This window comes from Nocardia sp. bgisy134 (assembly GCF_965341865.1).
In the GTDB taxonomy this organism is placed as follows: Bacteria; Actinomycetota; Actinomycetes; order Mycobacteriales; family Mycobacteriaceae; genus Nocardia.
Genome location: NZ_CBDQZP010000001.1, coordinates 473026 through 487762, shown reverse-complemented (window position 1 = coordinate 487762; position 14737 = coordinate 473026). Strand labels below are relative to the sequence as shown.

Here is a 14737-nt window from a genome sequence, read left to right as displayed (position 1 = left end):
CGAGAAATTCTGCCGCACAAAGTGCTCAGTTGGTGAGCACTTTACGCGCGAAGATGGTTCCACCAGCACGAACCGATCATCGAAGGAGCACCGACATGCTGCGCGGAATGGCCACGGTCACCTATTACGCCGACGACCTCGAAGCCGCCAAGGACTGGTACGCCGAATTCCTCGGCGTCGCGCCCTACTACCACGTGCCGAACGGGTACTACGAGTTCCGCATCGGCGACTACCAGCACGAGCTGGGCATCGTGAACCGCGCCTACGCGCCGAGCGGTGCGCGCAACGAGCCGGGCGGGGGCGGCGTCATGTTCTGGCACGTCGACGACCTGGCGGCCACCTTCCAGCGACTGCTCGACCTCGGCGCCACCGAGTACGAACCGATCACCCCGCGCGGCAACGGCGAAGGTTTCGTCACCGCCGCGGTGGTGGACCCGTTCGGCAATGTCCTCGGGATCATGTCCAACCCGCACTACCTGGAGGTCGTCGGCAAGACCGGCGGCGTGTAGGTCAGCGGCCGAACCAACGCTCCAGCACCGTGGCGACGCCGTCGGCGTCGACGTCGCCGGTCACCTCGTCGGCCAAGCCGCGGACGTCGTCGGGCGCGTTGGCCATGGCCACCGAATACCCGGCCCAGCGCAGCATTTCGCGGTCGTTGTAGCCGTCGCCGATGGCCAGGGTCGCGGCGCGGGGAATGCCGAGCGACAGGCGCAGACGCTCCAGCGCCCAGCCCTTGGACACCCCGCGCCGCGACACGGTCAGCCACGGGCCGAACTCGCCGTGCACCCAGCTGGCGCCGGGCACGGCGAAGGTCCGCAACAGCGTGAGCATCTCATCCAGCGTCCCCTCCGGCCACCAGCCGTTGAGGCGCGGCGTCGGCTCGCTGCTCAGCGCGCCGTGATCGACGAGAAGGTATTCGCCGATGGAGAATTCGCCGGGACTGGCGCCCGTCGCCCAGGTACCGATGCCGACCTTCTCCACCGCGAAGATCATCTCCGGGAACAGGGCGCGCAGCGCGGTGACCGCGGGCGCCGGGTCGAACGCCTGCACCGCCACCGGCACGCCCCTGGCCACGTCGATGTGCACCGCGCCGTTGGAACACAGCGCATGCCCCTCGACCAGCCCGAGTTCCGTGAGCACCGGACGCGTCGTCAGCAGCGTGCGCCCGGTCGTCACCACCACGTGCGCCCCTGCCGCGACGGCCGCCGCCACCGCGGCGGTGACCCGCACACTGACCGGCGATCCCGTCTCGAGCAGCGTGCCGTCCACATCCAAGGCGATCAGCCGCGGCCCTCCCCCAAGCGCTTTCACCAATCCATTGTGCCCCGCGGCTCGATGACTCGTCTTCGATTCAGCGCCGGGCGCCACCGACTCCGCCGCCACCGCCGCCGGCCGAGCCGCCACCGACCTTGCCGCCACCGCCCATACCGCCGCCACCGCCCATACCGCCGCCACCCATACCGCCGCCGGAGCCACCCGCACCGCCGCCGAACTTCGAGTCCGACCTGCCGCTGCCGCCGGAAGACGCACCGCCGGAGGAGGTTCCGCCGGAAGACGATCGGCCCGGCGAGGACGCTCCACCGCCGGAGTACGCACCACCACCGGACGACGCACCGCCATGTGAAGACGCTTCGCCGCCGCCGGACGACGCACCACCGCCGGAGGACGTTCCGCCACCGGAAGATTCACCACCGGACGACGCGCCACCACCCGAGGATGCGCCACCACCGGAAGACGCTCCGCCACCGGAAGATTCACCACCCGAGGACGCGCCACCACCCGAGGATGCGCCACCACCAGAAGACGCACCACCACTCGAAGATTCACCACCGGACGACGCGCCACCACCCGAGGCCGTTCCGCCGCCGGACGAATCACCCCCTGACGATTCACCGCCGGACGATGCGCTCCCGCCAGAAGACGTACCGCCCCCGGACGCGCCACCGCCGGAGGACGTTCCACCGCCGGATGAAGCGCCCCCACCAGAAGACGCACCACCACTCGAAGAATCACCACCGGACGAAGCGCCACCGCCCGACGAGGCACCGCCACCCGTAGAACCACCGTCCGTGCCCGGCCCGGACGCCGCGCCGGAACCATCCCCGGCCGCGCCGCCGGAAGTCGTTCCCCCCGAGGATGTCCCACCGGCATTGCCCCCACCCGCCACAGGGTCTCCGGTCGTACCACCCGAAGCGGCGCCGCCAGTGCTCGTTCCTCCAGGCGAGGCGGCGCCCCCACCGGAAGCCGGTGATCCGGGAGAAGTCGGCGTGCCCGGCTCGGGTTGGGTGTTGCCAGGGGCCGAGGGATTCGGGGCCGGTTGGGTGTTGGGCCACGAGGGCAGGCCGACGCTCGGGATCGTCGGGTTCAGCCGGTCCCACCCGGGCAGGCTCACCCGCGGCGTCCGCTGGAAGGGCAGCGGATTGACGAACTGGGCGGGGTTGGCGTACTGCGGTCCCGCGTATCGGCCATTGCCGCAGCAGATTCGGGGATCGTTGTGCGGCCCGGGGCGGGACTCGCCGATCGAGGGCCCGAAAGTCGTACTGCGCGCGATGGACGAGACGCGCCGGTCGTAGCCGTTTCCGTCGAAGAAGGCGTGCTGCGCCAGCGTCGCCGGGATGCCCTGCCGGACGGCCTGGTCCAAGGCGGTGTCGCCGTTGGGTTCGTAGAGCAGCGTGTCGGCGGGGACCGGAGCGGCGGCCGGTAACCGGTCGAGTACCGGGAGCGGACCCGATCCGCCGGAGCCGCCGAAGATCGTCGCGGCCGACATGGCCAGCGCGGAAGCCACTGCGGCACTGGAGAACACGGCGACGCGTGGCGCGGGCCGTTCCCCGGTACTCGCGGGCGCGAAGGTCCTGGCCGCGAACCGCGCCGCGCCCACGGCCACGATATGGCCGGGATCGGCCGAAACCACCACCGGGCGGCCGAGTTCGGCCAGCGCACCCGCCACCTCGGCGGGCCGGGACGCACCACCGACGAGCAGGACGCGACCGATATCGGAGAAGCTGAGCCCGGTGGAGCGCAGGCAGGCGCGCACCACGTCGAAGGAGTCCCTGATGTGCTCGGTGCGCAGGCCGTCGACGTCGACGATGGACGTCATCGACACCGTGGCCCCGGGCACGCCGGTGCGCCCGTAGCGCGCGATCATGTCCCCCAGCGGGCGACCGCCGAAGTCGTAGGAGCGCTGCGGCTTTCCGACGATCGGATGGTTCTCCCAGTCCGGCCCGACGCGCACGACGGACACGTCGAGGCTGGTGCCGCCGAGGTCGTAGACGAGGACGAAGCCGGTCTCCAGCGGGCCGTGTTCGTATTCCAGCCATTCGGCGGCGACCACCGGTTCGGGCACCAGCATGACGTGCCGCGCGCCGTTCAGGTCGAGCGCCTGACGTAGTAGGGCGAGCTGTTTGTCGGTGTAGCCCGCCGGGTAGGTCGCCACCGCGCCCGCGCTCGGCTCGGCCGCCTCCAGCAGACCGGTGACCACCGCGGCGACGAGGTTTGCCGGGGAGTACAGCCGCCCGCCGACCAGCAGTGATTCCGGGTCACGCGCCAGATCGGCGAAATCGGTGATGGCCGAGCTGAATTGAGGAATGCCGCCGATGCGGGCTCCGCCCGCCGAGTCGAAGCTGAGTGCCGTGCGCTTGGTGCGCACAGTGGGTCGAATCAGACCATCGGTGACCGAAGCCGCTATGGAGTTCACTGAACCGATGCTGAAACCCAGACATGTAGTCATTCGCTATCCCGTCAACGCACCGTGACCACGTCCAGCACACAGTCGAGCCATGTGGCCGCGGTCGTCTTCCAAACAGCCCCCACAGGTTAGCTGTTCGCAAACTTTCCAGATGCCGAATTGATATGAAACGTTTGGCTTCCGGCAACAATCGGTCGAATGCCCAGGTAAACAGGGTCGAATGAAAGGTTCAGCCCCCTCGACACACCGCAAAAGGGCTGCGACGGACCCGATTCCGCTATCACGCAGCGACTGTTCGTCACGATCGGCAGGGGATGAAACAAACCACCGGACGCCCGTGGCAAACCTGTCGGCACACACCGACTGGTCGGTAACCGATATTTAGCCATGATTATTTCTCCGGCCATCCGGGCGTGTCGCCGACCAGTAGATGACACATCAAATGCTGCGTCCGATTACCGCCAGCGCTGCCGCCCCGCGCTCGGTTGACTGATTACGGCGGCACCGTCCGCCACAGCGAAAGAGCAAGCACGGGAAGGAAAGTGGACACGAATGTCGACACGGTTCGCGGAGCAGGTCGCGGTCATCACCGGCGCCACCTCGGGCATCGGCAAGGCGGTGGCGCTACGGCTGGCCGCCGAGGGCGCGGCGGTGGTTCTCGGTGCGCGCGGCAAGGACGCCGGTGATCAGGTCGCCGAGGAGATTCGCGCCGCGGGTGGCCGGGCGCTGTTCGTCCCGACGGATGTGACGGTGGAGGCCGACGTGGCCCGGCTGACCGAGACCGCCGTCGGCGAGTTCGGCCGTCTGGACGTGGCGTTCAACAATGCGGGCGCGGTGCGGGCGTTCGGACCGATCGCCGAGATCGACGAGGCGGGCTGGCGCGCCGACCTCGAACTCAATCTGACGGCCGTGTTCTACGGCCTGCGTCATCAGGTGCCTGCGCTCGTCGCGTCGGGCGGCGGCGCGATCCTGAACAATGCGTCGAACCTGGGCGTGGTCGGCATGGGCTCGGTCGCGCCGTACGTCGCCGCCAAGCACGGCGTCGTCGGGCTGACCAAGGCCGTCGCGCTGGAATCCGCCGATCAGGGTGTGCGGGTCAACGCGCTGGTGTCGGGTGCGGTGGACACCCCCGCGTTCCGCGACTCGATGGGCGCGACGCCCGAGGGCGAGGCGGCGATCGCGGCGCTGCACCCGCTCGGCCGGATCGCCGCGCCGGACGAGATCGCCTCGTTCTGCGCCTATCTGCTCAGCAGGGAGGCGAGCTTCGTCACCGGCGCGGCCCTCGCGATCGACGGCGGATTCACCGCGCGCTGAGCGCCGAACGCCCAGCGGCCGAACGCCGAACGCCGAACGCCGAACGCCACGACGATGCACGTATCGTCGTGGCGTTCGGCGGAACAGCGGCTCGGCAGACCTCATCGCACCACCGAGCTCGCGGGCACACCCCGGGTTCAGACCCGGGCGAGCAGCTTGCGCAGCGGCTTCACCAACGGCGCCGCCGCGGCACCGCCCGTGACGACCTCGGGCCTGCGGCCGCGCACCAGCCGATCGAAATCGGCCGCGCTGTGCGCGGGTTCGGGCAGGCGACCGGCGTTGTAGTCGTCGGCCAGCTGCCGCACGGTCTGCTGTGCGCAGGACTTGTTGGTGCCGATGAAGCCGGTGGGGCCGCGCTTGATCCAGCCGGTGACATAGGCGCCGGGCAGCACCGCGCCGCCCGCTTCGCCGAGCACCCTGCCCTCCGCGTTCGGGATCACGCCCGCCTGCTCGTCGAAGGGCAGACCGCGCAGCGGCACACCGCGATAGCCGACCGAGGTGAGCACGAGCCCGGCCTCGATGCGCTCGGTCTCGCCGGTGGCGACGGCCTTGGTGCGTCCGTCGGCCTCGGTGACCAGCTCGTTGCGGCCGATCTCCAGACCGGTCACCCGGTCCTCGCCGAGCACGGCGGTCGGCGCGGCCAGGTAGCGGAAGACGATCCGCTTGCGCTCGCCGGACGGCCGCTCGGCGACCTTGTGCAGCAGGCGCAGCTTCTGCTCGATCTTGTACGGCAGGTCGGCGGTGATCTCCGGCAGCTCGCCCTCGACCGCGATGTCCACGTCGGAGCCGAGCAGACCCACGAATTCAGGCACGGTGAAAGCGGATTCGGCCGGACCGCGGCGGCCGAGCACGACCACCTCTTCGATCTTGCTCTCGCGCAACGCCCGCAGCGCGTACGGCGCGATGTCGGTGCCGGCGAGCGTGGCCGGATCGGAGGCCAGGATGCGCGCGACGTCCAGCGCGACATTGCCGTTGCCGACGATCACCGCGCGCCGCTGCGACAGATCGAATCGAGCGTCCGCGTGGTCGGGGTGCCCGTTGTACCAGGCCACGAAGTCGGTGGCCGACACATTGCCGGGCAGGCCCTCCCCGGGGATGCCGAGCTTGCGGTCCGAGGACGCGCCGACGGCGTAGATCACCGCGTGGAAGTGGTCGAGCAACTCCTCGTGCGCGACGTGCGCGCCGACCTCGACGTTCAGGTACGAACCGAAGCCGGGCTGCGCCGAGATCACGTCGAAGAGCTCGCTGACCTGCCTGGTCTCGGCGTGGTCCGGCGCGACGCCGTGCCGGGCCAGGCCGTAGGGCACCGGCAGCCGGTCGAACACGGTCACCGAGACGTTCGGCTGGGTCAGCAGCTCGTCCGCGGCATACATCGCCGACGGACCCGAGCCGACGATCGCCACCCGCAATGGCGCCCGCTCGGCACGGATCTCCGCCGCGGGCACCGGCCGGGCCAGCAGCGGACGCGGCCGGGACTGCCGGTAGAAGTCGGCGTTGATCTCGATGAAGGGCTTCTGCTCCTCGGTCAGCCGCTTCGACGAGGTGATGGCGTCGACGGGGCAGGCCGTGGCGCATGCGCCGCAGTCCACGCAGGCCTTCGGATCGACGTACAGCATCTCCGCCGTGCGGAAGTCCGGCTCGTCGGGCGTGGGATGGATGCAGTTGACCGGGCAGGCGTACACGCAAGACGCGTCGCTGCAACAGGATTGGGTGACGACGTAGGGCATGGTCGACCGCCGCTCAGCCCGCGTGCACGACGCGCAGTGGCTCCGAGCGGTAGCGGCTCATCGGGCCGTCGATGCCGAGCAGCTTCCACACCCGCTTGGAGATCGGGTTGATCAGGCCGAGTTCCTTGGCCAGGGCGCGCACGTCGACGAAGTAGTCGGCGAAGACCTGCTCGGCCTCCTTGGAGCCGTAGAACAGCTCCTTGCGCACCTTCGCCGGGATGTCGAACTCCTCGAAGAACTTCCTCGGCGGGGTCGCGATGGAACGGCCGAGGATCCACATGACGATCGGCATCGCGATCGACAGCACGAACCGGTTGGCGGCGCTCCGCTCGGGCACGTGGTTCTTCAGGAACTCGTGCGCGAACGAGATGTGGCGGGCCTCCTCGGCGACGTGGATCGCCATCACGCCGAGCATGATCGGGTGGACCTCGTCGCCGGAGCGCAGGATGTCCTTCTGGATGTGGTCGATCGGCTCCTCGCCCGCGAGCACGGCCATGAAGAACAGGTTCGGGAATTTGGCGGCGACCGGCGCGGCCAGGTACTTGAACTTGCTCACCAAGGGACCCATGCCGGGCACATCCAGACCGATCCGGTTCACCATCTCCTGGAACATCAGGGTGTGGTTGTGCTCCTCGATCATCTCGTGGGAGCAGTAGCGGAACTCGGGCGAGCCGTTGGGCAGGCCGAAGTTGTGAATCACCATGCCGCTGATGAGGATCGACTCGAATTGCAGACCGACCTTGGCGACGTTGGCCTGGCGGTACTTGCCCAGCGCGATCTGCTTGTCCTTGGGCAGGGCCAGGTACCAGGGGTGGCGGCCGAGCGGGTCGGCCGACTGCGGCAGGATCCAGCGCTCCTCGCCCGCGTCGGCGGCGTAATCCGGATTGTCCCAGTCGATGTCCTCGAACGGGTCGAAGTGCTTGTTCACCGAGCCCTCGGACAGCAGCAGCAGCTTGGCGGCGTATTTCTGCGCCTGCTCGAGATCGGGATCGATAGCGTGCTTCTCGGCTGTCGACATCGTCGTCACTGCCTTCCTCGGGGGACGTTTACCTGTACCCCATAGTTACACCTACGGCCGGTGACGTCAACTCTCCGCACAGCGGAGCACGGTCTGGGCCCGCGCCGCGCGCGGAAGCGCCGGCAGACGAGTCGGCGGCGGCCGGGTGTGTTCACCCGACCGCCGCCGTTGTGACCAGGATCAGACCGGTCCGAACGGTGCCGATCCCGCGACCACGCCGTCTGCGGGCAGCGTGAAAGCGAGGACGACACCGCAGGCGGACGCAGCCGCGGCCGATGACATCCTGGTCAGCTTGCGCCGCGCGCGCCGCAGGCCCTTCCCCCTGCGATGCGCACCCGCGGCCGTTTCCTCGGCGGACGCCGCCGTCTGCCGCGCGACCAGCGCCGCGCCGTCCGCGATCGTGCGTTCCGGATCCGGAGCGACGACCACAGGTCGCGCCAGTTCCTCGGCGAGCACGCCGGACACCTCCGTCGGCCGGGCCGCGCCGCCGACCGCGAGGACGCAGTCGACGTCGGCCATGGTCACGTCGGCCCGCCGCAGGCAGCGGTAGACCAGTTCCAGCGAGGCGCGCACATGCTCGGCGCGTAGTTCGTCGGCGACCGAACCGTCCAGCGCGCCTGCCGCCGAGGATCCGCCGCCCCGCGCCGCGACCAGCGCGCCGAACGCGCGCCCGCCGAATTCCACGGAACGCAGCGGGACGCCGACGATCGGATCGTGCGGCCTGCCCGCGCCGACCCGGACCAGCGCGACGTCGAGGCTCGCGCCGCCCAGGTCGTAGACCAGGGCGAGGCCGGGCATCACCGGACCGTGCGCCGCCTCCAGCCAAGCCGCCGCCGCGACCGGCTCGGCGACCAGCGCGACGTGGTGCAGGCCGATCGCGTCCAGCGCGCCGCGTAGCTCGGCCAGCTCGTCGGCGCCGTAGCCCGCCGGATGGGTCAGCGTGACTTCCGCGCCCACCGCCCTGCGGTCGCTCATCGCCTCGGTGATGAGGCAGTCGGTGACCACGGCGACGAGATCCGCGGGCGCGAGCGTGCGGTTGCCGACCCTGGCCGTCACGACGCCGCGGCGACCGAGATCGGCGAATTCGGTGATCGCCCTGCCGTGCCGGGGCATCAGGCCGACGCGCGCCATCCCGGTGCTGTCGAAGGTCAACGTGGTGCGCCGGGTGACGGACGGTGCGGGTCTGGCGTGCCGCCGGTGGCCGAGCAGACCCGGCGGCGACTTGGCCGATGCCGTGTCCGCCAGCGCGGTCACCGAGTTGACCATACCGATGCTCAAACCAAGACCAACTGCCATCGCGTTTCACCCGATCGACGAGCCGATGCGCTTCGAACACCACCCACGCAACCACTCGGCGACCGTCGTGCCAACCACCGGACAGCGGGTTGTCCGCACCCCGCCGGTCGCCGTGCGCGAGCCGAACCGATCACCGGCGTAGCATCCGACCTGCCCGATCGACCTTGGGACACACCGGTACTGCGCAACGCGACACGGTGCCTCGTGACTTTCCGATCGCCGGTCCGCATTTGCCGACTGTCAATGCGGCTCTACACAGCACCGACCGCACTTCTGGCGATGTCAGCAATGTCCCAGCAGCCCGATGGGATTCGCCCACACGGCCCCGAAATCGTTCCGGGACAGCGCGTTCCGCGCCAACCGCGGGTACCCGGGGACTCAGCTCGCGGGCAGCTCCGGAATCCGGGTCGCGCGGACGTACACCGTCTCGCCGTCGGAGAGCCGCAGCGCCTCGGCGTCACCGCGGGTGACCTGGGCGGCGAAGTGGTCGCCGGTGGCCGCGTTGCGCAGCTCCACGCGCACCTCGAAGCCGAGGTGCACGACCCGCTCCACCGTGGCGCGGGTGACGCCCGCCGATTCCGCGGTGCCCTCGTCCGAGGCGAGCGCCATGCTCGCATCGCGGCCGACGCGAATGTCGTGCGGGCGCACCAGATGTCCGTTCAGCCGCGCCACATCGCCGAGGAAGGACATGACGAATTCGTTGGACGGCCGGTCGTAGACGTCCTCGGGGGTGCCGATCTGCTCGATCCGCCCCTTGTTCATCACCGCGATGCGGTCGGCGACGTCGAGCGCCTCCTCCTGGTCGTGGGTCACCAGCACGGTGGTCACGTGGACCTCCTCGTGCAGGCGGCGCAGCCAGGTGCGCAGGTCGGCGCGGACCTTGGCGTCCAGCGCGCCGAACGGCTCGTCCAGCAGCAGCACCTGCGGGTCCACCGCGAGCGCCCGGGCCAGTGCCATGCGCTGGCGCTGGCCGCCGGACAGCTGGGCCGGGTAGCGGTGCTGGAAGCCGTCCAGGCCGACGATGCCGAGCAGCTCGTCGACCCGCTTCGCGATCTCGTTCTTGGGCCGCTTGCGGATCTTCAGGCCGAACGCCACGTTGTCGCGCACGGTCATGTGCTTGAACGCCGCGTAGTGCTGGAAGACGAAGCCGATGTCGCGCTTCTGCGGCGGCACCCGGGTCACGTCGTTGCCCGCGATCGTGACGACGCCGGAGTCCAGCGACTCCAGCCCGGCGATCGAGCGCAGCAGCGTCGATTTGCCGGAACCGGAGGGACCGAGCAGCGCGGTCAGCTCGCCGGACGGGATGTCGATGGTGACATCGTCTAGCGCCGCGAAGGTGCCGTAGTTCTTCCTTGCGTTGGTCACGGTGATCATTTGGCGCCCCGCTTGCGTTCGAGAAGAGTCATGAGAAGAAGAGTCACGAGGGCGATGCCCATCAGCAGGGTCGCGGCGCAGTAGGCGCCGAACGAGTTGTGGTCGTTGATGTAGCGGCCGTGCACCAGCAGCGTCAGCGTCAGCGACTGGCCGGGCAGCGCCGAGGACACCATGATCACCGCACCGAACTCGCCGAGCGCACGCGCGACGGTGAGCACCACGCCGTAGGTCAGGCCCCAGCGGATCGCGGGCAGGGTGATCCGCCAGAACGTCTGCCACCGCGACGCGCCGAGGGTGGCCGCGGCCTGCTCCTGGTCGTCGCCGATCTCGTGCAGCACCGGCTCCACTTCGCGCACCACGAACGGCAGCGTGACGAAGATGGTGGCGATCACCATGCCGGGCAGGTTGAAGATCACCTTCAGGCCCGCGTTCTCCAGGCCGCCGAACCAGCCGCCCGCGCCCCACAGCAGGATCAGCGACACACCGACGACGACCGGCGAGACCGCGAACGGCAGGTCGACGATGCCCTGCACCAGGTTGCGGCCGGGGAAGCGGCCGCGCACCAGCGCGATGGCGGTCACCACGCCGAAGACCACGTTCACCGGCACCACGATCGCCACGATGAGCAGCGACAGCTGGAACGCCGATTGGGCCGCGGGCGTGGTGATCGAGTCGATGAACGCGCCGATGCCGTTCTCGAAGGTGCGCCACAGGATGATGATCAGCGGAAGCAGCAAGAGCACGAACAGGTAGCCCAGTGCCACCGTCCGCAGCGAAATGCGGGTCAGGGCGGACGGTTTCATCGGGTCGCCTGCTCCTTACGCGCGCTGCGGTCCGCGAGCAGACGCAGCACGAGCAGCGTCACGAACGAGATCGCCAGCAGCGCCACCGAGACGGCCGCCGCGTTGACCGGCCGATCGATCTCGATCTGCTTCTGGATGTACTGCGAGGCCATCTCCGTCTTGCGCGGGATGGCGCCGCCGATCAGCACGACCGAACCGTATTCGCCGATCGCGCGGGCGAAGGCCAGGCCGCCGCCGCTGATGATCGCGGGTGCCAGCGTCGGCAGCACGATCCTGCGGAAGGTGGTCCAGTTGTCCGCGCCCAGGGAGAGCGCGGCCTGCTCGACCTCACGGTCGGCCTCCATGAGCACCGGCTGCACCGAGCGCACCACGAACGGAAGCGTGACGAACGCCAGAGCCACCACCAGACCGGGCTGGGTGGCGTTCAAGTGGATGTCGATCGGGCTCTGCGGACCGTAGAGCGACAGCAGCACAATGCTGGCGACGATGGTGGGTAGCGCGAACGGTAGGTCGATCAGCGCGTTGACGATCCCCTTACCGGGGAAGTCGTCGCGCACCAGCACCCAGGCGATGAGGGTGCCCATCACCACATTGATCAGCGCGACGATCACCGACACGAGGACCGTGATGCGCAGCGAGTCGAGCGCGGCAGGTGCGGTGATCGCCTCCCAGAAGCCGGACCAGCCGTCCTCGAAGGAGGTCACGGTCAGCGCGGCCAGCGGCAGCAGCACGATGATGCTGAGCCACAGCACCGTGGTCGCGATGCCGAGCGGGCCCACCGAGCCGCTCACCCGCAGCCACGACCAGCGCGAGCGCCCCGGGCGTGCTGCTTTCTTGGTTACGCCGGGACCGGGGGCGACCCCGGTCCCGGCGGTACTGCTGTCAGTCACAATCGTCCAGTATCCCGTGTGCTGTGGGTCACCCAGCTACTTGGTCGCGTTGTCGTAGATGACCGCGACGCTGCCGGTGTTGGGAGCGAACAGCTCCTTGTCCACGGTCTTCCAGCCACCGAGGTCGGCGATCGTCCACAGCTTCTGCGGAGTCGGGAAGTCCTTGGCGAAGTCGCTCGCGACCTTCGGGTCGACCGGACGGAAACCGGCCTCGGCCCATGCCTTCTGACCGGCCGGGGTGAACAGGAAGTCACGGAAGGCGACGGCCTTCTCCGGGTTCTTGCTGTTCTTCAGCACCGCGACCGGGTTCTCGATCTTGAACGTGGTCGGCGGGATGATGTGCTCGATCGGGTCACCCTTGCGCTCGGAGAAGATGGCCTCGTTCTCGTAGCTCAGCAGCACGTCACCGGTGCCCTGCAGGAAGGTCTCGGTGGCTTCGCGGCCCGACTTGGGCTGCACCTTGATGTGCTCCTTGGAGACCAGCTGGCTCAGGTAGTCCAAGCCCGCCTGCGGGTTCTTGCCGCCGTCGGACTTCGCCGCGTACGGGGCGAGCAGGTTCCACTTGGCCGAGCCGGAGCTGAACGGGTTGGGCGTGACCACCTCGACGCCCGGCTTCAGCAGGTCGTCCCAGTCCTTGATGCCCTTCGGGTTGCCCTTGCGCACCACGATCGCGACCACGGAGCCGAACGGAATTCCCTTGTTGGCGTCGGCATTCCAGTTCGCGTCGACCAGGCCTGCGTCGACGAGGCGGGTGATGTCGGGCTCCACCGAGAAGTTCACGACATCGGCCTCGGCCCCGTCCTTGACCTTGCGGGACTGGTCACCGGAGGCGCCGTAGGACGGCTGGATCTGGACGCCCTTGCCCGCATCGGTCTTGTTGAACTCGGGGACGACCTTGTCGAATCCGGGCTTGGGGACGGCGTAGGCGTACAGGTTCAAGGTGCCGCCGCTGCCGTCGGCCCCACCTCCGCCCACGGTGTCGCTGGCTCCGCCGCCGCAGGCGGTGAGCACGACCGCCGCTACCGCGGTGAGCGCGGCGGCGGCATAGCGTCGGCGCGGGGCGAGCCAAGTGTTGCGAGACATCGTCGGGTGGGACCTTTCCTGCGGACCGCCACGCGGATCGAAAAAGACCGTGGCAGCGTAAGATTCGTGTCGATCGGGTAGACCTGCCGCCGAACTGCGCGACAGTGGCGCGACTACCGGCCGGAAACGGCCGACGCGGGGGTCGGGGACGTCTGCGAAAAATTGCACGCCAGTCTACGGGGCAGGGACGCGCAGACGTGCCCGGTCACCGATCAACGACAGAGAATGTCCGCGACCGCGAGGTTGCCGACAGCGATCAACGCCAATTCATGGCGGACCTGCGGGACGGCACTCGAAGACACGGGCAGACTGTAGCAGAGCACAGCTCGCTAGTTCGAATCGAAGAGTTCCTGAACAAGGGGGGTTTCATCCCATGACGATCAGTCCGGATCGGGTCCGCACACGTTTGCCCGGCATCAGCACTCGCGCGTGGGAACACCCCGCCGACCGCACCGCCCTGGTGGCGCTGCGCTCGCTGACCGGATTCGACACCGTATTGCGCACCCTCTCTGGTTTGCTGCAAGAACGCCAGCACCGGCTGCTCTACCTGGCCACCGCCGTACGGGTGGACGAGCGGCAGTTCCGGACGCTGCACGACTTGCGCGCGGACTGCGTGCAGATCCTGGACGCGCCGATCACGCCGGAGATGTTCGTGCTGCAGAGCCCGCACGTGAACGCCTTCACCATCGGCATGGACCGGCCGTTCATCGTGGTGACCACCGCGCTGATCGACCTCATGGACACCGAAGAACTGCGCTTCGTGGTCGGCCACGAGCTCGGGCACGCGCTGTCCGGGCACGCGGTCTACCGCACGATGCTCATGCACCTGCTGCGGCTCACGGCGAGCGTCGGTTGGATGCCGGTCGGCGGCTGGGCGCTGCGCGCCATCGTGGCCGCGCTCATGGAGTGGAGCCGCAAGTCGGAGCTGTCGGGCGACCGGGCGGGACTGCTCTGCGGCCAGGACGTGGAGGCGTCGGTGCGGGTGCACATGAAGACCGCGGGCGGCGCGTGCGTGCACGAGATGAACCACGGGGCGTTCCTGGCCCAGGCGGACGACTACCAGCGCGCGGGCGACCTGCGCGACGGCGTCCTCAAGCTGTTGAACCTGGAGTTGCAGTCGCATCCGTTCTCGGTGCTGCGCGCCGCCGAACTGCGCCGCTGGATCCAGAGCGGCGAGTACAACCGCGTGCTCGCGGGCGACTACCCGCACCGCGCGCACGACAAGAACACCAGCATCAGCGCGGAGATCAAGGAGGCGGCCCGCACCTACCGGCAGAACTTCGACCAGTCCGAGGACCCGCTCGTGCGCACCGTGCGCAACCTCGGCCGCGACGTCGGCGCGGCGGTCGGCACCGTCGGCCACGAGGTCGGCGAAACCATCTCCACTCTCGGCAAGCGCCTCGCAGACTGGCGCAACGGCGACCGGGCGGACTGAGCGCGCATCCTTTCCCACGCCCCGCAGGCCGCGGACGGCCTGCGGGGCGTCGGAAGCGCCGCGAATCCGTGCGGGCGATTCAGCGGGTGAAGAACCAGGCGATGACGACGAG

At 69.2% G+C, this 14737-nt stretch carries 13 protein-coding genes; 3 read left to right on the top strand and 10 right to left on the bottom strand.

Annotated elements, in window-relative coordinates; all coding sequences use genetic code 11:
- The first annotated feature begins 95 nt into the window (after positions 1-95).
- The gene (locus tag ACRWNM_RS02100) at positions 96-509 is read left to right on the top strand and encodes a VOC family protein (RefSeq protein ID WP_431962849.1); all 414 of its coding nucleotides are present in this window, start codon (positions 96-98) and stop codon (positions 507-509) included.
- A 1-nt stretch (position 510) separates the two neighbouring features.
- On the opposite strand, the gene ACRWNM_RS02095 is transcribed toward ACRWNM_RS02100, so the two are convergent.
- Positions 511-1311: an HAD family hydrolase gene (locus ACRWNM_RS02095; RefSeq protein ID WP_431962847.1), complete on the bottom strand. Its 801-nt coding sequence runs from the start codon at positions 1309-1311 to the stop codon at positions 511-513.
- A 40-nt stretch (positions 1312-1351) separates the two neighbouring features.
- Positions 1352-3694 carry an Hsp70 family protein gene (locus ACRWNM_RS02090; RefSeq protein ID WP_431962845.1) on the bottom strand — a complete coding sequence of 781 codons (2343 nt, stop codon included), beginning with the start codon at positions 3692-3694 and terminating at the stop codon, positions 1352-1354.
- 543 nt (positions 3695-4237) lie between these two features.
- Here ACRWNM_RS02090 and ACRWNM_RS02085 point away from each other — a divergent pair.
- Positions 4238-4999: an SDR family NAD(P)-dependent oxidoreductase gene (locus tag ACRWNM_RS02085; RefSeq protein ID WP_431962843.1), complete on the top strand. Its 762-nt coding sequence runs from the start codon at positions 4238-4240 to the stop codon at positions 4997-4999.
- 137 nt (positions 5000-5136) lie between these two features.
- Here the strand turns inward: ACRWNM_RS02085 and ACRWNM_RS02080 are convergent, their stop codons facing one another.
- The 8 genes from ACRWNM_RS02080 to ACRWNM_RS02045 all read right to left on the bottom strand — a co-directional run bounded on the left by ACRWNM_RS02080 (position 5137) and on the right by ACRWNM_RS02045 (position 13492).
- Positions 5137-6726, bottom strand: coding sequence for an FAD-dependent oxidoreductase (locus tag ACRWNM_RS02080; RefSeq protein WP_431962841.1), 1590 nt, complete (start codon positions 6724-6726; stop codon positions 5137-5139).
- Positions 6727-6739: 13 nt separating this feature from the next.
- Positions 6740-7744: an AurF N-oxygenase family protein gene (locus ACRWNM_RS02075; RefSeq protein WP_431962839.1), complete on the bottom strand. Its 1005-nt coding sequence runs from the start codon at positions 7742-7744 to the stop codon at positions 6740-6742.
- 180 nt (positions 7745-7924) lie between these two features.
- Complete coding sequence (locus ACRWNM_RS02070) at positions 7925-8998, bottom strand: Hsp70 family protein (protein ID WP_431962837.1); 1074 nt, start codon at positions 8996-8998, stop codon at positions 7925-7927.
- Positions 8999-9418: 420 nt separating this feature from the next.
- Entirely contained in the window at positions 9419-10414 is a 996-nt protein-coding gene (locus tag ACRWNM_RS02065; RefSeq protein WP_431962835.1) for a sulfate/molybdate ABC transporter ATP-binding protein, read from the bottom strand.
- Positions 10411-11217: a sulfate ABC transporter permease subunit CysW gene (gene cysW, locus ACRWNM_RS02060; protein ID WP_431962833.1), complete on the bottom strand. Its 807-nt coding sequence runs from the start codon at positions 11215-11217 to the stop codon at positions 10411-10413. The genes ACRWNM_RS02065 and cysW overlap by 4 nt, the downstream gene beginning before the upstream one ends.
- Positions 11214-12107 carry a sulfate ABC transporter permease subunit CysT gene (cysT, locus tag ACRWNM_RS02055; protein WP_431962831.1) on the bottom strand — a complete coding sequence of 298 codons (894 nt, stop codon included), beginning with the start codon at positions 12105-12107 and terminating at the stop codon, positions 11214-11216. The genes cysW and cysT overlap by 4 nt, the downstream gene beginning before the upstream one ends.
- 36 nt (positions 12108-12143) lie before the next feature.
- Entirely contained in the window at positions 12144-13190 is a 1047-nt protein-coding gene (locus tag ACRWNM_RS02050) for a sulfate ABC transporter substrate-binding protein (protein ID WP_431962829.1), read from the bottom strand.
- A 212-nt stretch (positions 13191-13402) separates the two neighbouring features.
- Positions 13403-13492, bottom strand: coding sequence for an Ms4533A family Cys-rich leader peptide (locus ACRWNM_RS02045; RefSeq protein WP_309546086.1), 90 nt, complete (start codon positions 13490-13492; stop codon positions 13403-13405).
- Between the two features lie 71 nt (positions 13493-13563).
- Between ACRWNM_RS02045 and ACRWNM_RS02040 the strand changes: the two genes are divergently transcribed.
- Positions 13564-14625, top strand: a complete 1062-nt coding sequence (locus ACRWNM_RS02040) for a M48 family metallopeptidase (protein WP_431962827.1) — start codon at positions 13564-13566, stop codon at positions 14623-14625.
- The last annotated feature ends 112 nt before the right edge of the window (positions 14626-14737 follow it).

Excerpts from the sequence above, each read along its gene's own strand:
- ACRWNM_RS02100 (WP_431962849.1), top strand. The coding sequence starts at position 96 with ATGCTGCGCGGAATGGCCACGGTCACCTATTACGCCGACGACCTCGAA.
- ACRWNM_RS02085 (WP_431962843.1), top strand. The coding sequence starts at position 4,238 with ATGTCGACACGGTTCGCGGAGCAGGTCGCGGTCATCACCGGCGCCACC.
- ACRWNM_RS02080 (WP_431962841.1), bottom strand. The coding sequence starts at position 6,726 with ATGCCCTACGTCGTCACCCAATCCTGTTGCAGCGACGCGTCTTGCGTG.
- ACRWNM_RS02075 (WP_431962839.1), bottom strand. The coding sequence starts at position 7,744 with ATGTCGACAGCCGAGAAGCACGCTATCGATCCCGATCTCGAGCAGGCG.
- ACRWNM_RS02065 (WP_431962835.1), bottom strand. The coding sequence starts at position 10,414 with ATGATCACCGTGACCAACGCAAGGAAGAACTACGGCACCTTCGCGGCG.
- cysW (WP_431962833.1), bottom strand. The coding sequence starts at position 11,217 with ATGAAACCGTCCGCCCTGACCCGCATTTCGCTGCGGACGGTGGCACTG.
- ACRWNM_RS02050 (WP_431962829.1), bottom strand. The coding sequence starts at position 13,190 with ATGTCTCGCAACACTTGGCTCGCCCCGCGCCGACGCTATGCCGCCGCC.
- ACRWNM_RS02040 (WP_431962827.1), top strand. The coding sequence starts at position 13,564 with ATGACGATCAGTCCGGATCGGGTCCGCACACGTTTGCCCGGCATCAGC.